Below are 25462 nucleotides of genomic sequence, written 5' to 3'. Positions count from 1 at the left end.
GGGCGGGCGGATCGGGCCGCCGAGGCTTTCTAAGAAAGCGCTCATGACTCGCTGTGCAACCCTTCCCGTCGACCTCCCGTCTGACAGGGCGCACCGGGCATGACAGCGCGCTGTCCGGTGGCGGCGGGGCGCAGCCGAGCGAACGAGGACTGAGGAGCAGATGGCGGACAGCAACGGGACCGCGAAGACGGCCGAAAGCCGTGCCCGCGGCATACGGGCCACGGGCCGTCGGCGCAAAGGGCCCACCCGACGCCGCCGGATAACGACCATCACCCTGTGCACGCTGGTCAGCGTCGTGCTGCTGGGTGGCGCCGGCCTCGGCTACGTCTACTTCAAGCTCAACGGCAATCTGAAGGGCGTCGACATCAACTCCGCCCTCGGGCACGACCGGCCGAAGAACGTCGACAACGGCTCGATGGACATCCTCGTGATGGGCTCCGACTCCCGGGCCGGCAAGAACGGGGAGTACGGCAAGGACGAGGGCGGCGCGCGGTCCGACACGGCGATGATCGTGCACGTCTACAAGGGCCGCCAGAAGGCCAGCGTGGTGAGCGTCCCGCGCGATACCCTGATCAAGCGCCCGGACTGCACCAGCAACGGCAAGGACGTCCCCGGGCAGGAGCGGGCGATGTTCAACACCGCGTTCGAGGTCGGCGGCCCGGCCTGCGCCGTGAAGACCGTCGAGTCGATCAGCGGGGTCCGGATGGACCACTTCATCGAGGTCGACTTCACCGGCTTCAAGAAGCTCATCGACGCGCTGGGCGGGGTGGACGTCACCACCAAGAAGGCGATCGACGACAACAACAGCCATCTGCATCTGCCGGCCGGCAAGCACACCCTCAACGGCGAGCAGTCGCTCGGCCTGGTCCGCACCCGGCACGGCGTCCCCGGCGGCGACGGCAGCGACCTGGGCCGCATCCAGCTCCAGCAGACGTTCCTGAAGGCCCTGATGAACCAGGTCAAGAACGTCGGGGTGCTCACCAACCCCACCAAGCTCTACGACATCGCCGACACGGCCACCAAGGCCATCACCACCGACACCGACCTCAACTCGGTCAGCGAGCTGACCGGACTGGCCAAGAGCCTGGGCAACATCGGGTCGGACAACATCAACATGGTGACGCTGCCGGTCACGTACGACAAGACCAACCCCGACCGGGTGGTGCCGCTGGAGAAGCAGAGCCGGCTCGTGTGGGACGCGCTCCAGCAGGACAAGGAGATCCCCAAGTCCGCCACCAAGGGCTCGGCCGGTGACCAGGGCGGCACGGACCGGTACGTGAAGTAGCCGGACGCCGTCGTTCCGGGGGCCGGGCGGCCTCCGGGAGCGTCCCGGGAATAGTCGCGGCCTCACCCCGGTTTTGGGAGATGCGGCTAGTCCTGGCAGACTGGACCGTCGGCCCCGGTTCACGTGACGCAACCCGCGACACGACCCGGAGCACTCCCGAACCTAGGAGAACCCCTTGAAGCGCGACATCCACCCGGATTACGTCGAGACCCAGGTCAGCTGCACCTGTGGCGCGTCCTTCACCACCCGTAGCACGGTCGCCGGCGGCGCCATCCGCGCCGACGTCTGCTCCGAGTGCCACCCGTTCTACACGGGCAAGCAGAAGATCATGGACACGGGCGGCCGTGTGGCCCGCTTCGAGGCCCGCTTCGGCAAGGGCGCCGCTGCCAAGAAGTAGCGACCCTCAAGGCGCCGGTCTCCGGTCGCCCCTGCTCAGGGGTGACCGGACCGGCGTCTTTGTTTGCGTCGTCCCAGGCCCCCGGTAGTCACAGCCAGCAGAGGAACCCACGATGTTCGAGGCGGTCGAAGAACTGATCGGCGAGCACGCCGATCTCGAGAAGCGGCTGGCCGACCCCGCGGTCCACGCCGACCAGCGCGAGGCCATGCGGCTCAACAAGCGCTACGCCGAGCTGACCCCGATCATCACGACCTACCGCGGCTGGAAGCAGACCGGCGACGACATCGAGACGGCGCGCGAACTCAGCCAGGACGACCCGGAGTTCGCCGATGAGGTCAAGGAGCTCGACGCCCAACGCGAGCGGCTGACCGAAAAGCTGCGACTGCTGCTGGTCCCGCGCGACCCCAGCGACGACAAGGACGTCATCCTCGAGGTCAAGGCCGGCGAGGGCGGCGAGGAGTCCGCGCTGTTCGCCGGCGATCTGCTGCGGATGTATCTGCGCTACGCCGAGCGGGTCGGCTGGAAGACCGAGATCCTGGACGCGAACGAGTCCGACCTCGGCGGCTACAAGGACGTCCAGGTCGCGGTGAAGACCAAGGGCGGCGGTGGTGCCACCGAGCCGGGACAGGGCGTGTGGGCGCGGCTGAAGTACGAGGGCGGGGTGCACCGCGTCCAGCGGGTGCCCGCCACCGAGTCGCAGGGCCGTATCCACACCTCCGCGGCCGGTGTGCTGGTCACGCCCGAGGCCGAGGAGGTCGAGGTCGAGATCGTGGCCAACGACCTGCGGATCGACGTCTACCGCTCCTCCGGGCCTGGCGGCCAGTCCGTCAACACCACCGACTCCGCGGTCCGTATCACGCACCTGCCCACCGGCATCGTGGTCTCCTGCCAGAACGAGAAGAGCCAGCTCCAGAACAAGGAGCAGGCGATGCGCATCCTGCGTTCCCGGCTGCTGGCCGCCGCCCAGGAGGAGGCCGAGCGCGAGGCGTCCGACGCCCGGCGCAGCCAGGTCCGTACGGTCGACCGCTCCGAGCGCGTCCGGACGTACAACTTCCCGGAAAACCGCATCTCGGACCACCGGGTCGGCTTCAAGGCGTACAACTTGGACCAGGTGCTCGACGGCGAGCTCGACCCGGTCATCCAGGCCTGTGTCGACGCCGACTCGGCCGCCAAGCTCGCCGCCGCCCAGTAAGCCCGCACGAGCCGGTACGTACCGGGCGCGGACCGCGGCCCCGGCCGGCGGCGGACCGCACAACGAAGACGCAGCGCACTAGGAGGAAGGCCCCGTGAACCTTCTGCTCGCCGAGGTGGCCCAGGCCACCCAGCGGCTGGCCGACGCCGGTGTGCCCTCGCCGCGCTTCGACGCCGAGGAACTCGCCGCGTTCGTGCACGCCGTCAAACGGGGTGAGCTGCACCACGTCAAGGACGCGGACTTCGACGCCCGCTACTGGGAGGCCGTCGCCCGCCGCGAGGCCCGCGAGCCGCTCCAGCACATCACCGGACGGGCGTTCTTCCGCTACCTCGAACTCGCCGTCGGGCCAGGGGTGTTCGTGCCCCGCCCGGAGACCGAGTCGGTGGTCGGCTGGGCGATAGACGCCGTACGGGCCATGGACGTCGTCGAGCCGCTGATCGTCGATCTGTGCACCGGCTCGGGAGCCATCGCGCTGGCCCTGGCACAGGAGGTGCCCCGCTCGCGGGTGCACGCCGTGGAGCTGTCCGAGCAGGCCCTGGACTACGCCCGCAAGAACGTCGAGGGGTCCCGCGTCGTTCTCCATCACGGCGACGCGCTGACCGCGCTTCCCGAACTGGACGGGCAGGTCGACCTGGTCGTCTCCAACCCGCCGTACATCCCGCTGACCGAGTGGGAGTACGTCGCACCCGAGGCCCGCGACCACGACCCCGAGCTCGCGCTGTTCTCGGGCCAGGACGGCCTGGACACCATCCGTGGCATCGAGCGGACCGCACACCGCCTGCTGCGGCCCGGCGGCGTGGTCGTCATCGAGCACGCCGACACCCAGGGCGGACAGGTTCCGTGGATCTTCACCGAGGAGCGGGGCTGGGCCGACGCGGCCGACCACCCGGACCTCAACAACAGGCCCCGTTTCGCCACCGCCCGCCGGGCGACGCCATGACGCGTCCCGCCCCGGCGCCGGCGGCCGACGCATCCGAAGTATTCGTTTCGCACGAGGAGGTCCCGTAATGGCACGGCGATACGACTGCAGCGACGCGACCGACCGCACCACCGGTCTGCGCGAGGCCGCCTCGGCCGTCCGCCGCGGTGAGCTGGTCGTGCTGCCGACCGACACCGTCTACGGCATCGGCGCGGACGCCTTCAGCGCCGAGGCCGTCGGCGACCTGCTGGAGGCCAAGGGCCGCGGCCGCGGAATGCCCTCCCCGGTCCTGGTCGGGTCCCCCAACACCCTGCACGGCCTGGTCACCGACTTCTCCGAGCAGGCCTGGGAGCTGGTCGACGCCTTCTGGCCCGGCGCGCTCACCCTCGTCGCCCGGCACCAGCCGTCGCTGACCTGGGACCTGGGCGAGACCCGCGGCACGGTCGCGGTGCGGATGCCGCTGCACCCCGTCGCGATCGAGCTGCTGACCGAGTTCGGCCCGATGGCCGTCTCCAGCGCCAACCTCACCGGCCACCCGTCCCCGCAGGACTGCGACGCCGCACAGGAGATGCTGGGCGACTCGGTCTCCGTCTACCTCGACGGCGGCCCGACGCCGGCCGCCGTGCCGTCCTCGATCGTCGATGTCACCGGCAAGATCCCGGTGCTGCTGCGCGCGGGCGCGATCAGTGCGGAAGAGCTGCGCAAGGTGGTACCCGAGCTCGAGGTGGCCAATTGATGGCGCCCCTCGGGCGTGGCATAGCGGGACCAGGCGACGACTCCCTCCCCTCCGCATCCGTTTTCCGGATTCTCCACGTCAGCACCGGCAACGTGTGCCGCTCACCGATCACCGAGCGGCTGCACCGCCATGCCCTGGAACTGCGGCTCGGCGCGGCCCGCAGCGGCGGGCTGCTGGTGGAGAGCGCCGGCACCTGGGGCCACGAAGGCGCCCCGATGGAGACCCACGCCGCGACCGTGCTGACCGACTACGGCGCCGACCCGGACGGCTTCCTCGGCCGTGAGCTGCTCGACGAGCACGTCATCCGCGCCGACCTGGTGCTCACCGCCACCCGTGACCACCGCGCCCAGGTCATCTCGATGGGCCACTCCGCCGGGCTGCGCACCTTCACCCTCAAGGAGTTCAACCGCCTGGTGCGGGCCATAGACCCCGCCACCCTGCCCGAGCCCGACCCGCACCTGCCGGACGGCGGGCTGGTCGAGCGCGCCCGTGCGCTGGTCGGCGCCGCGGCGGCGCTGCGCGGCTGGCTGCTGGCGCCGAACCCGGAGTCCGACGAGGTCTACGACCCCTACGGCGCCCCCGTCACCTTCTTCCGCTCCATCGGCGACGAGATCAACCAGGCCCTCGACCCGGTCGTCACCGCCCTCACGGGAGTCCCGGCACGGGCCTGACGCCCCCAGGGCGCGCGCATGGCCCCTGTGGCCCGCACACCGCGCCCGATCGCCCTGCCGCGCCTACATTGGGACTACGTCCCCGTACGAGGCCCGGAGCAAGCGATGCCTGCCACCACCGCGTCACCCCGCAGCGAGACCCCGGCCGCCCCTTCCCGGACCACCGGGCAGGCCGGCGCCGGCCCCTCCGAGACCCTCGAGGACCGCGCCCGGGCCGCCGCCCGGGACGCCGTCACCCGGCCGGCCGGCTCCCCGGACTTCGCCGCCCTGCTGCGCCAGGACCCCGAGATCGCCGGCGTCCTGCTCGGCGAGAGCGCCCGGCAGAGCGACGGACTGCAACTGATCGCCGCGGAGAACTTCACCTCACCGGCCGTACTCGCCGCCCTCGGCTCCCCTCTGGGCAACAAATACGCCGAGGGCTACCCGGGCGCCCGGCACCACGGCGGCTGCGAGATCGTCGACCTCGCCGAGCGGATCGCGGTGGAACGCGCCAAGGCCCTGTTCGGCGCCGAACACGCCAACGTCCAGGCCCACTCCGGGTCTTCGGCCGTGCTGGCCGCCTACGCCGCCCTGCTGCGCCCCGGTGACACCGTCCTGGCCATGTCCCTCCCGCACGGCGGACACCTCACCCACGGCTCGCCCGCCAACTTCTCCGGCCGCTGGTTCGACTTCGCCGGCTACGGCGTCGACGAGGAGACCGGGCTCCTCGACTACGACGCGATCCGCGAGCTGGCCCGCGCCCGCCGCCCCAAGGCCATCGTCTGCGGCTCGATCTCCTACCCCCGGCACATCGACTACGCCGCCTTCCGGGACATCGCCGACGAGACAGGTGCCTATCTGATCGCCGACGTCGCCCATCCGCTCGGCCTGATCGCCGGGGGAGCGGCTCCCAGCCCCGTCCCGTACGCCCATGTGGTGTGCGCAACCACACACAAGGTGCTGCGCGGGCCGCGCGGCGGGCTGATCCTGTGCGGGGCGAAGCTGGCCGAGCGCATCGACCGGGCGGTGTTCCCGTTCACCCAGGGCGGTGCACAGATGAACGCCGTCGCCGCCAAGGCCGTCGCCTTCGCGGAGGCCGCCACGCCCGCCTTCGGCGCGTACGCCCATCAGGTCACGGCCAATGCCCGCGCGCTCGCCGCGGCGCTGGCCGGACACGGTCTGGCGGTCACCACCGGCGGCACCGACACCCATCTGATCACCACCGACACCGCCCCGCTCGGCCTGGACGCGCGCACCGCCCGGGGCCGGCTGGCCGCCGCCGGGATCGTCCTGGACACCTGCGCGCTGCCGTGTGCCGAGGAGCCGGCGCAGGGCCGGACCGGCATCCGGCTGGGCACCGCGGCGGTGACCACCCAGGGCATGGGCGAGGCGGAGATGGCGCAGGTCGCGAAGCTGATCGTGGCGGCGCTGGAGGAGGACCCCGCGGCCCGCTCGGGGACTGTCGCTTTGGTCCGCGCCTTTCCGCCTTATCCCGATCACGGGTGACGGCCGGAACCGTTCGCCGGTGTCCTGCGTCTTCCCCTGTATTCACGGCTGCATTCACGACTGAGGGCCCGACACGCATAGGGTGTGGGGCTGTGATGGCCAGCTATACCGATGGGGCAGCCCGTGCGTGAATACCTGCTGACGCTGTGCGTCACGGCCGCGGTGACCTACCTGCTGACGGGGCCGGTGCGGAAGTTCGCGATCGCGGCCGGTGCGATGCCGGAGATCCGCGCGCGTGACGTGCACCGTGAGCCGACCCCGCGGCTGGGTGGGATCGCCATGTTCGGCGGGCTGTGCGCCGGTCTGCTGGTGGCTTCGCACCTGACCAACCTCAAGAGCGTCTTCGAGAACTCCAACGAGCCACGGGCGCTGCTCTCCGGCGCCGCGCTGATCTGGATCCTCGGCGTCCTGGACGACAAGTGGGGCGTGGACGCACTGGTCAAGCTCGGCGGCCAGATGATCGCCGCGGGCGTGATGGTCCTCCAGGGCCTGACGATCCTGTGGATCCCGATCCCCGGCGTCGGCACGGTCTCGCTGACGCCGATGCAGGGCACGCTGCTGACCGTCGCCCTGGTCGTCATCACCATCAACGCGGTGAACTTCGTGGACGGCCTGGACGGCCTCGCCTCCGGAATGGTGTGCATCGCGGCCGCGGCGTTCTTCATGTACGCCTACCGGATGTGGTTCGGCTATGGCATCGAGGCGGCCGCGCCCGCAACGCTGTTCTCGGTCGTTCTGATGGGCATGTGCCTGGGCTTCCTGCCGCACAACATGCACCCGGCGCGGATCTTCATGGGCGACTCGGGTTCGATGCTGATCGGCCTGGTGATGGCCGCCGGCGCGGTCTCGGTGACCGGCCAGGTCGACCCGGACCTGCTCAACCTGAAGGCCGGCGGTCTGCGCGAGGCGACCCACGCGATGGTGCCCGTCTACATTCCGCTGCTGCTGCCGCTGACGGTCATCGCGGTGCCGGTCGCCGACCTGCTCCTGGCGATCGTGCGCCGTACGTGGCAGGGCCAGTCGCCGTTCGCCGCCGACCGCGGCCACCTGCACCACCGGCTGCTGGAGATCGGCCACTCGCACAGCCGGGCCGTGCTGATCATGTACTTCTGGTCGGCGCTGATCGCCTTCGGCGCGGTCGCCTACTCCGCGAACAACGCCAGCATGTGGATCGTGCTGGGCATCGTGCTGCTGAGCGCGGTCGGTCTGGTGCTGCTCCTGCTGCCGCGCTTCACCCCGCGCGCCCCGCGCTGGGCGGAGCGGGTGGTGCCGCCGCGCTACCGCCGGCTCGCCCGCGCGGTGGTGGACCCGGCCGGGGCGGCCGCGGAGGCCGAGGCCGAGGCCGCCGCCGGGGCGGCGGAGGAGCGGGAGCCGGTCCCGGCGGGCATCAACGGTGCCACCGCGATCGGGGACCGGTCACGCTTCGTGGACCGTCGCAGGGCGGACAGTCACCGTTGATCCCGGCGTCCTGTCGCTCGAACGTGCGTCAGGAATCGGGAGGGTTGACCCTATACCAGACAAAATTCGGCCTGTCAGTGCACCAACGCGCAGGTTCACGCTCAGGTGTGACAGGGTCCACACGAACCAGGTAAAGACCTCATCAAATAGTTTGTGATACCGTTCACGAAACCCGGCGACAGAGCCGGAGGGCCCTAGTGCGACGGCCCTCGGGCCTCAGGTTCCGCCTCAGGCCGGGTCTACGCTCGTCCCTGACGAACACACCCCCATTCTTTGCCGGAGCGCCGCCATGCAGTCGAATGACGCCCGACTACTCCTTCACGCCCTTGTGCCCACGCTCGCCATCGGCGCTGTCGCCGTTGCTGTGAGCGTTGCGGTCGCAGGCGCGAAAGGAGCGCTCGGCGCCGTCGTCGGCACCGTGCTGGTGGCGCTCGTCATGGGGGCCGGTCTGCTGGTCCTGCAGAAGACCGCAAAGAGCCTTCCGCAGCTGTTCCAGATGATGGGGCTGCTGCTCTACACGACGCAGATCCTGTTCGTGCTGGTGTTCCTGATCGTCTTCAAGGACACAACACTCTTCGACACCAAGGCATTTGCGTTCACCTTGCTCGGCGCCACCCTCGTATGGATCGCGGCTCAGACCCACGGTCATATGAAGGCGAAGACTCTGTACGTGGAACCCGACTCCGCCGGGACGAAGAAGGCGGAGACGGCGGGGTCGCCGACGTGACACGTAGGGCCGAGATAAATGCCCACAAGCGGGCCTGCTATCGTCCGGTGCCAACTGCGGCGCAGATGGCGCAGGCGGCTGAGCTCCCGGGTTCCACGCGCTGGAACGGGCAGTTCTCGCGGCCGATGCCTGTGATGTGGCCGGGCCCAGCGCCTGCCAGCCGCCCCCTAATCCGTAAGACCAGTCCAGTGCCGCTCCGTGGCTCAACGCCGCGCCGACACAACGAGGTTGCCGTACCCATGCGCCACGCTGAAGGAGCCCGCGGTGAGTGCTGAAACGATGCTCGCCTTCGACACGGAGTGCCACCTCTTCATTCCGGGGTGTGGCTTCGAGGCCCCGGGCCTTCATTCGTTCGTATTCGAACCCCTCTTCACCATCGGTGGCTACGAGTTCAACAAGCCGATGCTGCTGGCGTTCCTCAGCACGATCGTGGTGGTGGGGTTCTTCTGGGCCGCATTCGGCCGGGCCAAGGTCGTGCCCGGAAAGCTGCAGATGATCGGCGAGGCGGGCTACGACTTTGTGCGCCGCGGGCTCGTCTATGACGCGCTGGGGAAAAGGGAGGGCGACAAGTACGTCCCCTTCATGGTCTCGCTGTTCTTCTTCGTGTGGATGATGAACCTCTGGTCGATCATCCCGGTCATGGCGTTCCCGGTGACGTCGGTCATCGCGTTCCCGGTGGGCATGGCCCTGATCGTCTACGTCCTCTGGATGTACCTGACGTTCAAGAAGCAGGGCTTCGTCGGCGGCCTGAAGAACATCTCCGGCTATGACAAGTCGCTCGGCTGGGTGTTGCCGCTGATCATGGTGCTCGAGCTGCTCCAGCACCTGATCATCCGCCCGTTCACGCACGCGGTCCGGCTCTTCGCGAACATGTTCGCGGGTCACCTGCTGATCCTGCTGTTCACGATCGCGAGCTGGTACATGCTGAACGGCATCGGCATCGTCTACGCGGGTGCGTCCTTCGTGATGACCATCGTGATGACCGCCTTCGAGCTCTTCATCCAGGCCGTCCAGGCGTATGTCTTCGTCCTCCTGGCCTGCAACTACGTCCAGGGCGCGCTCGCCGAGCACCACTGAGCACCCCTCTCCCAGCCCAACAGCTGTCCGGTGGCCAACCCCCACCGGTACGTGAAATGAGAAGGAAGTAACGGCATGTCCGCTGCTCTCGAAATGGTCAACCTCGCCGCCGGCTCCGCCAAGACCAACGTCGTCGGCAACGTCGCCTCGATCGGTTACGGCCTCGCCGCGATCGGCCCCGGCGTCGGCGTCGGCATCATCTTCGGTAACGGCACCCAGGCCCTGGCCCGTCAGCCCGAGGCGGCCGGCCTGATCCGCACCAACCAGATCATGGGTTTCGCCTTCTGTGAGGCGCTCGCCCTGATCGGCATCGTCATGGGCTTCGTTTACCAGTAAACGAACCGCATCGACTATCCATTCAGACGGAAGGCACTGATGTGAACGCCCTGGCGAACATGGCGGCGGAGGTTCCTGAGAACCCCCTGATCCCGCCGATTCCAGAGCTGGTCATCGGCCTGATCGCTTTCTTCATCGTCTTCGGCTTCCTCGCCAAGAAGCTCCTCCCGAACATCAACAAGGTTCTGGACGAGCGCCGGAAGCAGATCGAAGGCCGCATTGAGGAGGCCGAGGCGACTCAGGCCGAGGCTCAGCAGGTGCTCGCGGACTACCGGGCCCAGCTGGCCGACGCCCGCCACGAGGCCGCGCGTCTGCGCCAGGAGGCGCAGGAGCAGGGCGCGACGCTCATCGCTGAGATGCGCGCCGAGGGCCAGCGGCAGCGTGAGGACATCATCGCTGCCGGTCACGCCCAGATCGAGGCTGACCGCAAGCAGGCTGCGCTGTCGCTGCGCCAGGACGTGGGCAAGCTCGCCACCGAACTGGCCGGCAAGCTCGTCGGCGAGTCCCTCGAGGACGCCGCCCGGCAGAGCCGGACCATCGACCGCTTCCTCGACGAGGTCGAGGCCAAGGCGGCGTCGGACACGACGAAGGCTGAGGCCGGCCGATGAACGGAGCGAGCCGCGAGGCACTCGCCTCCGCACGCGAGCGTTTCAACGCGCTGACGGACAGCACCTCCGTCGACGCGGCGAAGCTCGCCGAGGAGCTTGCTGCCGTCACCGCTCTGCTCGACCGCGAGGTGTCGCTGCGTCGGGTCCTGACCGACCCGGCGCAGGCCGGTGAGGCCCGCGCCGAACTGGCCGGACGGCTGCTCGGCAGCCGGGTCGGCGGTCCGGCCGCCGACCTGGTGACCGGCATGGTCCGCTCCCGGTGGTCGCGCTCGCGTGACCTGACGGACGCGCTCGAGGAGCTGGCCTACAGCGCCGACCTCGTCGCCGCGCAGCGGGCCGGTCAGCTCGACGACGTCGAGGACGAGCTCTTCCGGTTCGGCCGGATCGTGAGCTCGAACCCCGAGCTGCGTCGTGCGCTGACCGACCGGAACGCGACGGTCGCGGCCAAGACGGACCTGCTGCACACGCTGCTGGGCGGCCGGGGCAACCCGGTCACCGAGCGAGTGGTGATCCGTCTTGTCGCACAGCCGCGGGGTCGTAACCTGGAGGCGGGGCTCGACGCCCTCTCCAAGCTGGCGGCGAGCCGCCGGGACCGGATGGTCGCGGTGGTCACCTCCGCGGTGCCCCTCAGCGAAGGGCAGCGGCAGCGCCTGGGCGCTTCCCTGACGCAGCTGTACGGACGGCAGATCCATCTGAACCTCGACGTGGACCCCGAGGTCCTCGGCGGGGTCCAGGTGCGGATCGGCGACGAGGTCATCAACGGGACCATCGCGGACCGCCTCGACGAGGCGGCCCGGCGGATGGCCGGCTGACCCAGCCACCAACTCAAGAGCTGCACAACCGGCGGCCAGGCGCCGGACCAGCCGGCCGGACCGAGAGGTCCGGCTGCGGTCCGGAACAGGCCCCGGGGACCAGCACAAGCATGACGGCGGCCCGAGTTGGGCCGTAAGCGGAAACCCCCTGGGGGACAGCCCCCCAGACACCCGCAAGTAACTTCGGGCCCAACAAGGAGAGCAGGGAACCCAGATGGCGGAGCTCACGATCCGGCCGGAGGAGATCCGGGACGCGCTGGAGAACTTCGTCCAGGCGTACAAGCCGGACGCGGCCTCGCGCGAGGAGGTCGGCACGGTCAGTGATGCCGGAGACGGCATCGCGCATGTCGAGGGCCTTCCCTCGGCGATGGCGAACGAACTGCTGAAGTTCGAGGACGGCACCCTCGGTCTTGCGCTGAACCTGGAAGAGCGCGAGATCGGTGCGGTCATCCTCGGTGAGTTCAGCGGCATCGAGCAGGGCCAGCCGGTGCAGCGCACCGGTGAGGTGCTCTCGGTCGCCGTGGGCGAGGGCTACCTCGGCCGCGTCGTCGACCCGCTGGGCAACCCGATCGACGGCCTCGGCGAGATCGAGTCCGAGGGCCGCCGCGCCCTGGAGCTGCAGGCTCCGGGCGTCATGGTCCGTAAGTCGGTCCACGAGCCGATGGAGACCGGCTACAAGGCCGTCGACTCGATGGTGCCGATCGGCCGTGGCCAGCGTCAGCTGATCATCGGCGACCGCCAGACCGGCAAGACCGCCCTGGCCGTCGACACGATCATCAACCAGCGCGACAACTGGCGCTCGGGCGACCCGAAGAAGCAGGTCCGCTGCATCTACGTCGCCATCGGCCAGAAGGGCTCCACCATCGCGTCCGTGCGCGGTGCGCTGGAGGAGGCCGGCGCCCTGGAGTACACCACCATCGTCGCCGCCCCGGCGTCCGACCCGGCGGGCTTCAAGTACCTGGCGCCCTACACCGGCTCGGCCATCGGCCAGCACTGGATGTACCAGGGCAAGCACGTCCTGATCATCTTCGACGACCTCTCGAAGCAGGCCGACGCCTACCGCGCCGTGTCCCTGCTGCTGCGCCGTCCGCCGGGCCGTGAGGCCTACCCGGGCGACGTCTTCTACCTGCACTCGCGTCTGCTGGAGCGCTGCGCCAAGCTCTCCGACGAGATGGGTTCCGGTTCGATGACCGGTCTGCCGATCGTCGAGACCAAGGCGAACGACGTGTCGGCGTTCATCCCGACCAACGTCATCTCCATCACCGACGGCCAGTGCTTCCTGGAGTCGGACCTCTTCAACGCGGGCCAGCGCCCGGCGCTGAACGTGGGTATCTCCGTCTCCCGCGTCGGTGGCTCGGCCCAGCACAAGGCCATGAAGCAGGTCTCCGGCCGGCTCCGCGTGGACCTCGCCCAGTACCGCGAGCTGGAGGCCTTCGCCGCCTTCGGTTCCGACCTGGACGCGGCCTCCAAGGCGCAGCTGGAGCGCGGTAAGCGTATGACCGAGCTGCTCAAGCAGGCTCAGTACGCCCCGTACCCCACCGAGGACCAGGTCATCTCCGTCTGGGCCGGCACCAACGGCAAGATGGACGACGTCCCGGTCGAGGACATCCGCCGCTTCGAGCGGGAGCTCCTCGACCACCTGCACCGGGAGAAGAAGGACCTGCTGACCAGCATCCGCGAGGGCGGCAAGATGTCCGACGACACCATCGGTGCGATCGCCGAGGCCGTCGACGGCTTCAAGCAGCAGTTCGAGACCTCGGACGGCAAGCTGCTCGGCGAGGACGCCCCGGCCGGCACCAGCAAGTGACGACGGAAGGGACCTGATCCATGGGAGCCAAGCTCCGGGTCTACAAGCGTCGCATCCGCTCCGTCACCGCGACCAAGAAGATCACCAGGGCGATGGAGATGATCGCCGCCTCGCGCGTCGTCAAGGCGCAGCGCAAGGTGGCGGCATCGACGCCGTACGCGAGTGAACTGACCCGCGCGGTGACAGCGGTTGCCACGGGCTCGAACACCCAGCACCCGCTGACCACCGAGGTGGAGAACCCGACCCGGGCCGCGCTGCTGCTCGTCACGAGCGACCGCGGCCTGGCCGGCGGCTACTCCGCCAACGTCATCAAGGCCGCGGAGCAGCTCACCGAGCGGCTCAAGGCCGAGGGCAAGGAGGTCGACGCCTACATCGTCGGCCGCAAGGGTGTGTCGTACTACAGCTTCCGCGAGCGCAAGGTCGTGGAGTCGTGGACCGGCTTCACCGACAGCCCGGTGTACGGGGACGCGAAGGCGATCGCCGCACCGCTGATCGAGGCCGTCCAGAAGGACACCGCCGAGGGCGGCGTGGACGAACTCCACATCGTCTACACCGAGTTCGTCTCGATGATGACGCAGACGGCGCTCGACGACCGGCTGCTGCCGCTCAGCCTGGACAAGGCCGTGGCGGAGTCCGAGGAGTCGGTCACGGGCGAGATCCTTCCGCTCTTCGACTTCGAGCCGTCGGCCGAGGACGTCCTGGACGCCCTGCTGCCGCGGTACGTCGAGTCGCGGATCTACAACGCGCTTCTGCAGGCCGCCGCCTCCAAGCACGCCGCCACGCGCCGTGCGATGAAGTCGGCGACCGACAACGCGGAAGAGCTCATCAAGTCGCTCTCGCGGCTTGCCAATGAGGCCCGACAGGCCGAAATCACCCAGGAAATCAGCGAGATCGTCGGTGGTGCCAGTGCTCTGGCCGACGCGACCGCGGGGAGTGACTGACCACTATGACCACCACTGTTGAAACGGCCACGGCAACGGGCCGCGTCGCGCGGGTCATCGGCCCGGTCGTCGACGTGGAGTTCCCCGTCGACGCGATGCCCGAGATCTACAACGCGCTGACCGTCGAGGTCTCCGACCCGGCCGACGCCGGCAAGAAGAAGATCCTGACGCTCGAGGTCGCCCAGCACCTGGGCGAGGGCCTGGTCCGCGCGATTTCGATGCAGCCCACCGACGGTCTGGTCCGCCAGGCCTCGGTGACCAACACCGGCAACGGCATCACCGTGCCCGTCGGCGACATCACCAAGGGCAAGGTGTTCAACACCCTCGGTGAGATCCTCAACAAGCCGGAGGCGGCTGCCGAGGTCACCGAGCGCTGGCCCATCCACCGCAAGGCGCCCGGCTTCGACCAGCTCGAGTCCAAGACCGAGATGTTCGAGACCGGCATCAAGGTCATCGACCTGCTGACCCCGTACGTCAAGGGCGGCAAGATCGGTCTGTTCGGTGGTGCCGGTGTCGGCAAGACCGTTCTGATCCAGGAAATGATCTACCGCGTGGCCAACAACCACGACGGTGTGTCGGTGTTCGCCGGTGTCGGCGAGCGCACCCGTGAGGGCAACGACCTCATCGAGGAAATGTCGGAGTCCGGCGTCATCGACAAGACCGCGCTGGTCTTCGGTCAGATGGACGAGCCGCCGGGCACCCGTCTGCGCGTCGCCCTGGCCGGTCTGACCATGGCGGAGTACTTCCGCGATGTGCAGAAGCAGGACGTGCTGTTCTTCATCGACAACATCTTCCGGTACACCCAGGCGGGTTCCGAGGTGTCGACCCTGCTCGGCCGGATGCCCTCCGCGGTGGGTTACCAGCCGAACCTGGCCGACGAGATGGGTCTCCTCCAGGAGCGCATCACCTCGACCCGTGGTCACTCGATCACCTCCATGCAGGCGATCTACGTCCCCGCGGACGACCTGACCGACCCGGCGCCGGCGACCACCTTCGCCCACCTGGACGCGACCACCGTTCTGTCGCGTCCGATCTCGGAGAAGGGCATCTACCCGGCGGTGGACCCGCTGGACTCGACGTCCCGGATCCTGGACCCCCGCTACATCTCGCAGGACCACTACGACTGCGCCTCGCGCGTCAAGACGATCCTGCAGAAGTACAAGGACCTCCAGGACATCATCTCGATTCTGGGTATGGACGAGCTCGGCGAGGAGGACCGTCTCACGGTCTACCGCGCCCGGCGGATCGAGCGGTTCCTGTCGCAGAACACCCACGTGGCCAAGCAGTTCACCGGTGTGGACGGCTCGGACGTGCCGCTGGACGAGACGGTCGCGGCGTTCAACGCGATCGCCGACGGCGAGTTCGACCACTTCCCGGAGCAGGCCTTCTTCATGTGCGGTGGTCTTGAGGACCTCAAGAACAACGCCAAGGAGCTGGGCGTCTCCTGACCCCGGTATCGGCCCCGGGGGCGGCCCTGGCCGCCCCCGGTGTGCACGACCACTAGTATTTGACCCAACACCTGCCGCACCAGGCAGGTGGAGACCCGAGGAGCCATCGTGGCTGAGCTGCACGTCGAGTTGGTCGCCGCGGACCGCAAGGTCTGGTCGGGCAAGGCCAGCCTGGTCGTCGCGCGCACCTCGTCGGGCGACATCGGCGTCATGCCCGGACACCAGCCGCTGCTGGGCGTGCTGCAGTCGGGCCCGGTGACGATTCGTACGACCGGTGAGAGCGGGGACGGCACCGTCGTCGCCGCGGTGCACGGCGGTTTCATCTCGTTCGCCGACAACAAGCTGTCTCTGCTCGCGGAGATCGCGGAACTGTCTGACGAGATCGATGTCCAGCGCGCGGAGCGGGCCCTGGAGCGAGCGAAGTCGGAGGCCGACGCGGCCGCCGAGCGCCGCGCCGATTCCCGGCTGCGTGCGGTGACGGGCGTTCACTGAGCCCCGGCACCGACGAGATCGATCCTCAGCCGCGGGCTGCCCGGAACACTCCGGAGCGGCCCGCGGCTGAGGCAATGCAGGTGCGTTTCCCTGCTCCCGGGCTCCGTCCGGGGGCACCCCCACCGAGGCGAGGAGGTCGGTCGAGATGGTCCTCGCTCTGCTTGTGAGCGGCGCGGTCGTGGTGGTCCTGGTGCTGCTGGGGCTGTTCGTCTTCGGACTGCGGCGGCGGCTCATCCAGCGATCCGGCGGCACCTTCGACTGCAGCCTGCGCTGGAACGTGCCGGAGAAAGAGTCCGGCGGCAAGGGCTGGATCTACGGTGTGGCGCGCTACAACGGCGACCGGATCGAGTGGTTCCGGGTGTTCTCCTACGCGCCCCGGCCACGCCGGGTGCTGGAGCGCTCCGCCATCGAGGTCCTGGAGCGCCGCACCCCCCAGGGCGAGGAGGAGCTGGCGCTGCTCTCCGACTCGATCGTGCTGGCCTGCGGGCACCGCGGCACCCGCCTGGAACTGGCGATGAGCGAGGACGCGCTCACCGGCTTCCTCGCCTGGCTGGAGGCGGCACCGCCCGGGCAGCGGGTGAATGTGGCGTGAGTCGAGGAGGCTGGGAATGTCCGCCGGGCCCGCCGCGTTGAGGCCCCGAAGGGGGCGCCGGTAACCCCTACGGGATCCGTTCGGCCACCACCTACGGCTCGTCGCCCTACGGCCCGCCCCCAACGGCCTGCCCCCTGGGCGCCACCCCCTACGGCCCCTCCACCCCCAATTCCCTCGCCAGCACGGCCGCTTGTACCCGGCTGCGCAGCTCCAGTTTTCCCAGCAGCCGGCTGACGTGTGTCTTCACGGTGGCCTCGGCCATCACCAGCCGCAGTGCGATATCGGCGTTCGACAGCCCGAGCCCCAGACACCCCAGCACCTCCCGCTCGCGCGGCGTCAGCGCGTCCAGGACCCCCGGATCGGGCGCCGTCCCCTCGTGCGCCGGACGGTTCGCCGTCCGGGGACCGGCGAACTCCGCGAGCAGCCGCCGGGTCACCGCCGGCGCGATCAGCCCCTCGCCGGCCGCCACGGTGCGTACCGCGGTCAGCAGCGTGGCCGCGTCGCTGTCCTTGAGCAGAAAGCCCGCGGCCCCCGCCCGCAGCGCCCCGAAGACGTATTCGTCCAGGTCGAAGGTGGTCAGCACCAGCACGTCCGCGAGCTGCTCGGCGACGATCCGCCGGGTGGCGGAGACCCCGTCGAGCCGGGGCATCTGGATGTCCATGAGGACAAGCGCGGGGCGCAGCGCGCGGGCGAGCCGTACCGCCTCCTCGCCGTCCGCGGCCTCCCCGACGACCTCGATATCGGGGACGGAACGCAGGATGAGGACGAGTCCGGCCCGGACGGCGGACTGGTCCTCGGCGACCAGAACCCGGATCGGCTCCGCCGCGCCGCCGGCGGTCACGTCCGCCGCGCTGCCGGTGGTCATGATGCTTCCTCCTCGGCGGGCAGCGCTGCCCGTACCAGCCAGACCCGGCCGTCCGGCTCCTGCGCCGGTCCGGCCGTGAACGCCCCGCCCAGCAGGGCGATCCGCTCGCGCATCCCGATCAGACCGGTGCCGGAGCCGGGTGCCCGGGGGCCGCGCCGGTCGGTGAACGGGCTGCGGACGGCGACGGTGAGCGCCCCGTCGCGCTCCCGGGCGAGTCGTATGCGCACCTCGCCGGGGGCGGCGTGCTTGAGCGCGTTGGTCAGTGCTTCCTGGACGATGCGGTACGCGGCCCGCTCGACCGGGGCCGCGGGCCCCGGCGCGGCCCCGGTGCCGTGCGGTTCGCGGGCGTCGTCCAGCACGAAGGTCAGTCCGCTGCTCGCGCCGCTCGTACGGGCCTGGTCGAGCAGGGCGTCCAGGCCGTCGAGGGTGGGGGTCGCGGCGGGGGTGCCGTCCGGGCCAGTGGTTCCCGGGTCCCGCAACAGCTTGATGAGACGGCGCATTTCGGACAGACCTTGCACGCTGTTCTCGCGGATCACCCCGAGCGCCTCGCGGGTCGCCGACGGGTCGTCGATGGACTGCGCCGCGGTGGAGTGGATCGCGATGGCGGACAGGTGGTTGGCGACCATGTCGTGCAGCTCGCGCGCCATCCGGGCCCGTTCGCCGGCCACCGCCTGTGCCCGGTCCCGTTCGGCCAGCAGCGCGATCCGTTCGGCCCGCAGCCTGGCGGCCTCCGCGGCGTCACGGTGTTCACGGAGCATCAGGCCGGTCGACGCCGGGGCGATGGTGACCAGGGCGAGGCCGATCGCGGCCAGGACGACCTGCGGACTGTGCCATACCGCGGTCAGCACGCCGGTCCCCAGGACCGTCACCAGGACGCAGTGCAGCGGGATCCGGCGGGCCGCGCCGGCCGGGCCGTAGAGCACCGCCGCATAGACCACGTCCGTGAACATCAGCACGGTGGCGATCAGGGTGCCGGCGCAGACGTCCAGCACCAGGGCCGGCACCGAGACGGCCAGCGCCACCAGCGGGGCCGTACGGCGCAACAGCTCCGCCAGCGACATCGCGGCGAGCGAGAGCAGGGTCAGCGCGGGCGGCAGCCCCAGCAGCGGGGGACCGCCGTGCAGCCCCAGCGCCCACAGCAGCAGCCCGCTGAGCAGCCCGCCGCCCGCGAGGAGCACATCGTCGCGGTGCGGCCGGCCGGCGGTGGCGGTGGCGGTGGTGGACCGGGCAATCACCCCTCCATCCAACACGGCGGCACGGCCCGCTGCCTCCACGTAGGGGACACCCCGCAGGGAGGCGGGCTACATCGAAAGATGCAGGCCCGGATCGTCGCGGACGACGAGGTGCCGGGCGGCGGCCGCTGAAAGGCTCAAGTGGTGCGGCTCAAGGGCCGGGAAAGGGGACAGCCGTGGTCGTCACGCTGATCATTGCCTGTGAGGTCGGCTTCTGGGTGCTGCTGGTGGCCGGTCTGGCGCTGCGCTACCTGGCAGGGATGCGGCGCACCGGCGCCGCGGTGCTGCTGCTGGAGCCGCTGCTGGAGCTGGTGTTGCTGATCGTTACCGCGATCGACCTGAAGAACGGGGCGACGGCGGACTGGAAACACGGGCTGGCCGCGCTGTACATCGGCTACACCGTCGCCTACGGCCACTACACGATCACGTGGGTCGACGGGCGCGTCGCGCACCGCTTCGCGGGCGGCCCGCCGCCGGTGAAGCCGCCCCGCCACGGGATGGCCCGCGCCCGGCACGAGGGCTCGCTGTGGCTGCGCACGGTGCTGATGGCCACCGTCGCCGCCGCGTTGCTGCAGTGCGCGATCTGGTACGTCGGCGACGGCGACACCGCCTCCCTGCGTGACTGGCAGACCACCGCGCTGCGGGTGGTCATCCTGCACGGCGTGATCGCGCTGAGCTATCTGGTGTGGCCGAGGAAGGATCCGGGCCGCACCGCCGGCGAAGCCGAAGCGGCCGGGCCGCGGCAGAAGACGCCGCGCTAGGACCGCTCCGCGCCAGGACCGCTCCGCGCCAGGACCGTTCCGCGCCAGGACCGTTCCGCGCCAGGACCGTTCCGCGCCAGGACCGTTCCGCGCCAGGACCGCTCCGCGCCCCGCCCGGCCGGGGCAGGGCGCAGCAGGGATCAGCGCTCCCCGCCCGGCACCCACAGCACGTCCCCGACCTCCTTGTTGGCCGTACGCGCCAGGATGAACAGGAGGTCGGAGAGGCGGTTGAGGTAGGTGGCGGTCAGCGGGTTCATGCTGCCGTCCTTTCCTGTGGCGCCGTGCTCCTCGAAGGCCGCCCAGGTCGCGCGCTCGGCGCGGCGGACGACCGTGCACGCCTGGTGCAGCAGCGCGGCACCGGCCGTCCCGCCGGGGAGGATGAAGCTGCGCAGCTTCTCCAGCTCCGCCAGGAAGCGGTCGCAGTCGGCCTCCAGCTTGTCGATGTAGCTCTGCTCGACGCGCAGCGGCGGGAACTCCGGGTTCTCCACCACCGGCGTGGAGAGGTCCGCGCCGACGTCGAAGAGGTCGTTCTGCACCCGCAGCAGCACCGCGGTGACGTCCTCGGGGAGCGAGCCGAGCGCCAACGCCACACCGATGGCCGCGTTGGCCTCGTTGGCGTCCGCGTACGCCGCGATCCGCGAGTCGGTCTTGGCGGTACGGCTCATGTCGCCCAGGGCGGTGGTGCCCTTGTCGCCGGTGCGGGTGTAGATGCGCGTCAGATTCACCATACGGACGAGCCTACGCCGCGGACCTGGGGGAGGCCCGGCTGCACAGAGTCATGGACACCGCGACCGGGCGCCGCCCGTACCGCGTCCGCGAGAGGGCGGAGCGGGGGAGGGGTACGAGGGCTTCCTGCGCGTGGTGAAGCAGGCGCCCACCCGCAGGCCCCCGTCTCCGGCAGCTTCGGGAGGAGGTCCGCGACCACCTCGCGGAGATCCTCCGGGAGGAGACCGGCGCCCCGGTGGGCGAGTGGCTGCCGGGCCTGATGGCGGGCCAGATCACCTGGGTCCACCGGAGCCTGACGCACCGGATCGCGCAGGCGAGGTGGGCCGGCCGCCGGCCCGCGGAGGCGCCCGGGAGGCGCCGGTCCCCCTCGACGAGAGGGCGGAGATGCCGGGGAAAAGGTGCTCAACTACGCCGTACGGACAGCCGACTGACGACGGACTGTCCGGATCGTTCCCCCCGGGGCGCACCCCGTCGGTGTGATGTCCGTCATCCGAGACGTGACGCGCATCTCTTACCCTCCAAAGGATCGCTCACGACCGCTAACGTCACCCACGACCGTCAAATGCACAGGGTGTGAGGGGACAGCAGTGGCAAAGAAGCTCGCCGTCATCGGCGCCGGACTCATGGGGTCCGGTATCGCGCAGGTCTCGGCCCAGGCGGGCTGGGACGTGGTCCTCCGCGACGTGACGGACGAGGCGCTGGCCCGGGGCAAGGGTGGCATCGAGGCCTCGTACGAGAAGTTCGTCGCCAAGGGCAAGCTCGCGGCGTCCGACGCCGAACAGGCGCTGGCCCGCATCACCACCACGACCGACCTGGAAGCCACCGCCGAGGCCGACATCGTCGTCGAGGCCGTCTTCGAGCGGATCGACGTCAAGCGGGAGATCTTCCAGACGCTGGACAAGCTCGTCAAGGACGAGGCGGTGCTGGCCTCCAACACGTCCGCCATCCCGATCACCAAGATCGCGGCGGCGACCTCCCGCCCGGAGCGGGTCGTCGGTGCGCACTTCTTCTCGCCGGTGCCGATGATGCAGCTGTGCGAGCTGGTGCGCGGCTACAAGACCAGCGACGAAACCCTCGCCACCGCCCGGCAGTTCGCCGAGTCGGTCGGCAAGACCTGCGTCGTCGTCAACCGTGACGTGGCCGGTTTCGTGACCACCCGCCTGATCTCGGCGCTGGTCGTCGAGGCCACCAAGCTCTACGAGTCGGGCGTGGCCAGCGCCGAGGACATCGACACCGCCTGCAAGTTGGGCTTCGGCCACGCGATGGGACCGCTCGCCACCGCCGACCTGACGGGCATCGACATCCTGATGCACGCCACCGACAACATCTACACCGAGTCCCAGGACGAGAAGTTCGCACCGCCGGAGATCATGCGCCGGATGGTCGATGCGGGCGATATCGGACGCAAGAGTGGGCAGGGCTTCTACACGCACTGATGCCGCGTCAGGGCCGTCGGCCCGATCGGCTCACCCCGCGGGGTGAATTCGGGTATCGGTTCGCTTACAGGCGGCAACTTCGCCGCATGAGAGGCAGTCAGTTCTGTAGACGTCCAGGCACCACCCATGACACCGGGGAGCGCATATGCACATCAGGGGCGACCACGCCGAGCTGGTCGTCGGGGGCCGCCTCGACGTCCGCAGCGCGGCGGACGCCCGAACGGCCCTGCACGCCGCCGTCGACTCCGGTCGGGGCGATCTCGTGCTGGACCTGACCGAGCTGGATTCCTGGGATGCCACCGGCCTCGGTGTGATCATGGGCGCGCACCGCCGTGCGGGCCGGGTCAACCGCAGGCTCGTACTGCGGGGAGTGCCGCCCCAGATGCAGCGCCTGCTGGTCGCCACCCGGCTGCACCGCATCCTCGCCATCGAGGGCGGCATCGAAGCGGAAACGCTTCCCCGGGTGTGACACGGGGCGCTTCGCCGCCCGGACGGCCCGCGCACGGCGTCGGGACGGGGACCGGGCGATCGGAAACGCACGGCGCAGCGCGATAAAGCGTGACGCGCTGCGTAAGAGAAATGTCGTAAACAGCGCGATACCGGCCAATCCCGGAAGTTCCGGTCAGGACCGGGCCCCGGCGGCGTGCCGGGCGCGCTCCAGGTCTAGGGTTCGGTTCCCGCCCGTATGCCATTATCCGCGGCGGGAATCCGGACCGGACGCGACGGCGAACGACCAGCCGCCGGAGCCGGAGCAGCGCAGCCGGCACGACGCCCGGCCTCCTGGGTGCCCGGCGGAGGCGGCGCGGAACGAAGCATCTGGGAGCTTTCAGCATGGACCCGAACACGCACCGGGGATCCGAGGAGTACGGCGAGCAGGACGGCCCCGCCGAGCCTGCGGCCCCCGCGCTCGGCGGCCCGCAGAGCGGCTCCAGGGGGCTCGCCCGCGTCGTCCGGGTCGTCTCCGGCGCCTACCTCCTCACCGTCAATCCCGTCGACGGCAGCGAAATAGAACCCTGCCCGCCGGGTGAGGTCCCCGCTGCCCCCGGCAAGCTCGACCAGGAGGAACGCGACGCGGCCGCCCGCGCGGCGGCGCCCCCGGGCCCGTCCGGGGCCGCCGGGCAGCAGACCGTCCTCGAAGAGCGCACCGAGGACACCGAGCGCCTGGTACGGCTGCTCTCCCGCGGCCGCTCGGTACGCGTCACCGGCCCCTCCGGCTCGGGCCGTACCCGGCTGCTGGACGCCGTCGCCGAGGCCTGCGCCGAGCTCGCACCGGACGGTGTGATCCGGCTGTCCGGCTACCACCGCAACGCCACCGACCTGCTCTACGCGCTGTTCGCAGCCGTCCACCGGGCCCCGCAGCACCGGCCCGACCGGGCCGGGATGCTGCGCAGGGTCGCCGGCATCGGCGCGATCGTCGTCCTGGACGACCTGGAGTTCGGCGGCGCCGCGCTCGACGAGCTGCTCGACGCCACCCCCGAATGTGCCTTCCTGATCGCCGCCACCCCCGACGTCGCGGCCCCCAGCCCCGCCTCGCACCTCGAAGAGGTCTTCCTCGGCGGCCTCGGCCGCGGTGGCTGCGTACGGATGCTGGAGCGCGCCGTGGACCGGCCGCTCACCGACGACGAGGAGGCCTGGGCCGCCGACCTCTGGTTCGAGTCCGAGGGGCTGCCGCTGCGGTTCGTGCAGGCGGCCGCCCTGCTGCGGCAGCGCGACCGGCTGCTCGCCGGGCCGGGCGCCCTGGACGACGGCTACGGCCTCTTCCCCGCGGAGGCGCCGGACGCCGGCGAATCGGCCGGCGGGGCGGGCGACCACCCCGAGGTGCCGCTGCCGTCCCTCGGTGAGGCCGCCGCCCCCGCCCCGCTGCTGGCCTCGCGGCTGAGCGAGGCCGCCCGGGAGACGCTGCGCCTGGCCGTCGCCCTCGGCGGCGAGCTGCCGCACCAGGCGCATCTGCCGGCCCTCACCGAGGACACCCATGCCGACGCCGCCCTCGGCGACCTGCTGGCCTGCGGCCTGATCACCCCGGTCGCCGGCCACTACCGGCTCGCCGCCACCGTCCAGGACCAGCTGACCGCGGCCGGCTACGCGGACGGCGCCGCCGCCCGCGCGCACACCGTCGCCCAGCACTACACCTGGTGGGCCGGCCACCCCTCGGTCACCCCCGAGCGGGCCGCCGCGGAGGCCGATGTGGCGCTGGCCGCGATGGGCGTGCTGACCGGCAGCCGGGAGAGCGGGCACACCAGCGCGGCCGTGCTGCTGGCCCGTACGGCCGCCCCGGCGTTCGCCGCGGCGCTGCACTGGAACGCCTGGGAGCGCACCCTGCGGCACGGCCAGGAGGCCGCACGGCTGGCCGGTGAGGTCGCCGAGGAGGCCTACTTCCACCACGAGCTGGGGGTGCTGGCGCTGTGCACCGGCAACCTCGACCGGGCGCGCGCCGAGCTGGAGGCCTCGATCGGGCTGCGCGGGGTGCTCTCCGACCGCAACGGCGCGGTGGCCGGACGCCGCGCCCTGGCGCTGGTCACCGACAGCTCCCGGGCCGCTGCCGCCGCCGCGGCCACCAGCATCCTGCCGCAGGCGCCGGGCGCCGCCGCGCGCAGGACGGACCTGGCGAAGAGCGCGGCCGCCACACCGGCCGGCGGCGTGACGGCGGCGACGCCGCGGGCGCCGCGTGCCGAGGGGGCGGCGACGGTCGTCGCCCGTGGCTCCTCCCCGTCCGCCGCCACGACGGCCGTCCCGGCCGTGACCGTGGGCGGCGCGGCAGGCGGCAAGCGGGTGTTCGGCAAGGCCCGCCGCAACGTCGTGGCCGCCGGCGCGGGCGCCCTGCTGGTCGCCGTCCTCGGCACCGTCGTCACCCTCAGCATGCCGTCCGGCAACGAGCACCACGACGACAAGGTCAGCACCGAACAGAGCACCGACGACGGCGCCGCCACCGACACCCCGGCGGAACAGCCCGCCACCGGCACCGGTCAGCAGCCGGCGCGGCCCGGCACCTCCCGCCCCGGCACCCCCGGGCACCCGGTGCCCCCCTCCCCGTCGGCCGGCAGCCCCAGCGCCAGTGGTTCGCCCACCGGGCCCGGCACCGGCCCGACGGACCCGACGACCGGCCCCACCGAACCGACCGGGCGGCCCACCACGCCCACCGGCCGGCCGACCCGTCCCACGAAGCCGCCGACCGGCGAACCGAGCAGTCCCACGCCGTCGGACACCCCGAGCAGCTCGGCGTCCCAGACCCCTACCGGCAACCCGACGACGCAGAGCCCCTCGCAGTCCGCGGCCGCTCCGTCCGGCGGTTCCACGGGGGGCGGTTCGGCCGGCGGCACGCCGTCGGACGGCGGCGCCTCCTCCGCCGGCACGGCGAGTTCCTCGGCGGGCTGACGGCCCGCACCCGGCACAGCGCAACGGCCCGGTCCACGACCGGGCCGTTGCGCTGTGCCGTCTCCGGGGTCCGCCCCCGGGGATCAT

At 70.9% G+C, this 25462-nt stretch carries 25 protein-coding genes; 22 read left to right on the top strand and 3 right to left on the bottom strand.

The genetic code is table 11. The annotated features are described in order from the left end of the window. Positions 1-160 precede the first annotated feature (160 nt). From OIU81_RS11275 to OIU81_RS11190, 18 genes are all read left to right on the top strand, one after another. Entirely contained in the window at positions 161-1285 is a 1125-nt protein-coding gene (locus tag OIU81_RS11275) for an LCP family protein (protein WP_329146422.1), read from the top strand. 175 nt (positions 1286-1460) lie between these two features. Next, entirely contained in the window at positions 1461-1682 is a 222-nt protein-coding gene (rpmE, locus tag OIU81_RS11270) for a 50S ribosomal protein L31 (protein WP_249636753.1), read from the top strand. Between the two features lie 112 nt (positions 1683-1794). Then, entirely contained in the window at positions 1795-2874 is a 1080-nt protein-coding gene (prfA, locus tag OIU81_RS11265; protein WP_329146419.1) for a peptide chain release factor 1, read from the top strand. Positions 2875-2968: 94 nt separating this feature from the next. Further along, positions 2969-3814, top strand: coding sequence for a peptide chain release factor N(5)-glutamine methyltransferase (prmC, locus tag OIU81_RS11260; RefSeq protein ID WP_189098961.1), 846 nt, complete (start codon positions 2969-2971; stop codon positions 3812-3814). Positions 3815-3881: 67 nt separating this feature from the next. Beyond that, the gene (locus OIU81_RS11255) at positions 3882-4529 is read left to right on the top strand and encodes an L-threonylcarbamoyladenylate synthase (RefSeq protein ID WP_329146415.1); all 648 of its coding nucleotides are present in this window, start codon (positions 3882-3884) and stop codon (positions 4527-4529) included. Next, complete coding sequence (locus OIU81_RS11250) at positions 4526-5200, top strand: arsenate reductase/protein-tyrosine-phosphatase family protein (protein ID WP_443073969.1); 675 nt, start codon at positions 4526-4528, stop codon at positions 5198-5200. The genes OIU81_RS11255 and OIU81_RS11250 overlap by 4 nt, the downstream gene beginning before the upstream one ends. Before the next feature lie 105 nt (positions 5201-5305). Further along, a complete protein-coding gene (glyA, locus tag OIU81_RS11245; RefSeq protein ID WP_329146411.1) occupies positions 5306-6685 on the top strand; it encodes a serine hydroxymethyltransferase in 1380 nt (459 codons plus the stop codon). Between the two features lie 111 nt (positions 6686-6796). Continuing rightward, positions 6797-8143: an MraY family glycosyltransferase gene (locus OIU81_RS11240; RefSeq protein ID WP_329146410.1), complete on the top strand. Its 1347-nt coding sequence runs from the start codon at positions 6797-6799 to the stop codon at positions 8141-8143. Positions 8144-8432: 289 nt separating this feature from the next. Then, complete coding sequence (locus OIU81_RS11235; protein WP_329146408.1) at positions 8433-8870, top strand: hypothetical protein; 438 nt, start codon at positions 8433-8435, stop codon at positions 8868-8870. A 279-nt stretch (positions 8871-9149) separates the two neighbouring features. Beyond that, positions 9150-9947 (top strand): F0F1 ATP synthase subunit A, encoded by a 798-nt coding sequence (atpB, locus tag OIU81_RS11230; protein ID WP_329155038.1) that lies wholly within the window; start codon positions 9150-9152, stop codon positions 9945-9947. A 75-nt stretch (positions 9948-10022) separates the two neighbouring features. Then, the gene (atpE, locus tag OIU81_RS11225; protein ID WP_085922929.1) at positions 10023-10283 is read left to right on the top strand and encodes an ATP synthase F0 subunit C; all 261 of its coding nucleotides are present in this window, start codon (positions 10023-10025) and stop codon (positions 10281-10283) included. Positions 10284-10324: 41 nt separating this feature from the next. Then, on the top strand, positions 10325-10891 hold the full coding sequence (locus OIU81_RS11220) for a F0F1 ATP synthase subunit B (protein WP_329146405.1): 567 nt from the start codon (positions 10325-10327) through the stop codon (positions 10889-10891). Next, on the top strand, positions 10888-11703 hold the full coding sequence (locus tag OIU81_RS11215) for a F0F1 ATP synthase subunit delta (protein ID WP_329146403.1): 816 nt from the start codon (positions 10888-10890) through the stop codon (positions 11701-11703). The genes OIU81_RS11220 and OIU81_RS11215 overlap by 4 nt, the downstream gene beginning before the upstream one ends. A 214-nt stretch (positions 11704-11917) precedes the next feature. Continuing rightward, the gene (gene atpA, locus OIU81_RS11210; RefSeq protein ID WP_329146401.1) at positions 11918-13510 is read left to right on the top strand and encodes a F0F1 ATP synthase subunit alpha; all 1593 of its coding nucleotides are present in this window, start codon (positions 11918-11920) and stop codon (positions 13508-13510) included. Between the two features lie 20 nt (positions 13511-13530). Next, positions 13531-14451 carry a F0F1 ATP synthase subunit gamma gene (locus tag OIU81_RS11205; RefSeq protein WP_329146399.1) on the top strand — a complete coding sequence of 307 codons (921 nt, stop codon included), beginning with the start codon at positions 13531-13533 and terminating at the stop codon, positions 14449-14451. 5 nt (positions 14452-14456) lie between these two features. Next, positions 14457-15899, top strand: a complete 1443-nt coding sequence (atpD, locus tag OIU81_RS11200; RefSeq protein WP_329146397.1) for a F0F1 ATP synthase subunit beta — start codon at positions 14457-14459, stop codon at positions 15897-15899. A 108-nt stretch (positions 15900-16007) separates the two neighbouring features. Beyond that, a complete protein-coding gene (locus OIU81_RS11195; protein ID WP_329146395.1) occupies positions 16008-16391 on the top strand; it encodes a F0F1 ATP synthase subunit epsilon in 384 nt (127 codons plus the stop codon). A gap of 145 nt (positions 16392-16536) precedes the next feature. Next, positions 16537-16983: a DUF2550 domain-containing protein gene (locus tag OIU81_RS11190; RefSeq protein ID WP_329146393.1), complete on the top strand. Its 447-nt coding sequence runs from the start codon at positions 16537-16539 to the stop codon at positions 16981-16983. 148 nt (positions 16984-17131) lie between these two features. Here the strand turns inward: OIU81_RS11190 and OIU81_RS11185 are convergent, their stop codons facing one another. Together OIU81_RS11185 and OIU81_RS11180 are read right to left on the bottom strand one after the other, a co-directional pair. Further along, a complete protein-coding gene (locus OIU81_RS11185) occupies positions 17132-17848 on the bottom strand; it encodes a response regulator transcription factor (protein WP_329146391.1) in 717 nt (238 codons plus the stop codon). Next, the gene (locus OIU81_RS11180) at positions 17845-19083 is read right to left on the bottom strand and encodes a sensor histidine kinase (RefSeq protein ID WP_329146389.1); all 1239 of its coding nucleotides are present in this window, start codon (positions 19081-19083) and stop codon (positions 17845-17847) included. The genes OIU81_RS11185 and OIU81_RS11180 overlap by 4 nt, the downstream gene beginning before the upstream one ends. Before the next feature lie 173 nt (positions 19084-19256). Between OIU81_RS11180 and OIU81_RS11175 the strand changes: the two genes are divergently transcribed. After that, a complete protein-coding gene (locus OIU81_RS11175; RefSeq protein ID WP_329146388.1) occupies positions 19257-19841 on the top strand; it encodes a hypothetical protein in 585 nt (194 codons plus the stop codon). 140 nt (positions 19842-19981) lie between these two features. Here the strand turns inward: OIU81_RS11175 and OIU81_RS11170 are convergent, their stop codons facing one another. Then, positions 19982-20569 (bottom strand): cob(I)yrinic acid a,c-diamide adenosyltransferase, encoded by a 588-nt coding sequence (locus tag OIU81_RS11170; RefSeq protein WP_329146386.1) that lies wholly within the window; start codon positions 20567-20569, stop codon positions 19982-19984. 585 nt (positions 20570-21154) lie between these two features. On the opposite strand from OIU81_RS11170, the gene OIU81_RS11165 reads away from it, so the two are divergent. The 3 genes from OIU81_RS11165 (at position 21155) to OIU81_RS11155 (ending at position 25375) form a co-directional block, all read left to right on the top strand. Continuing rightward, a complete protein-coding gene (locus OIU81_RS11165) occupies positions 21155-22003 on the top strand; it encodes a 3-hydroxyacyl-CoA dehydrogenase family protein (protein ID WP_329146384.1) in 849 nt (282 codons plus the stop codon). Positions 22004-22148: 145 nt separating this feature from the next. Further along, complete coding sequence (locus tag OIU81_RS11160) at positions 22149-22472, top strand: STAS domain-containing protein (RefSeq protein ID WP_006603077.1); 324 nt, start codon at positions 22149-22151, stop codon at positions 22470-22472. 362 nt (positions 22473-22834) lie between these two features. Then, positions 22835-25375: an ATP-binding protein gene (locus tag OIU81_RS11155; protein ID WP_329146379.1), complete on the top strand. Its 2541-nt coding sequence runs from the start codon at positions 22835-22837 to the stop codon at positions 25373-25375. Positions 25376-25462: the final 87 nt, after the last annotated feature.

The sequence above is a fragment of the Streptomyces sp. NBC_01454 genome, assembly GCF_036227565.1.
GTDB lineage: Bacteria > Actinomycetota > Actinomycetes > Streptomycetales > Streptomycetaceae > Streptomyces.
The sequence above is the reverse complement of the archived record's forward strand: the minus strand, read 5'-3'. Positions and strand labels throughout refer to the sequence as shown.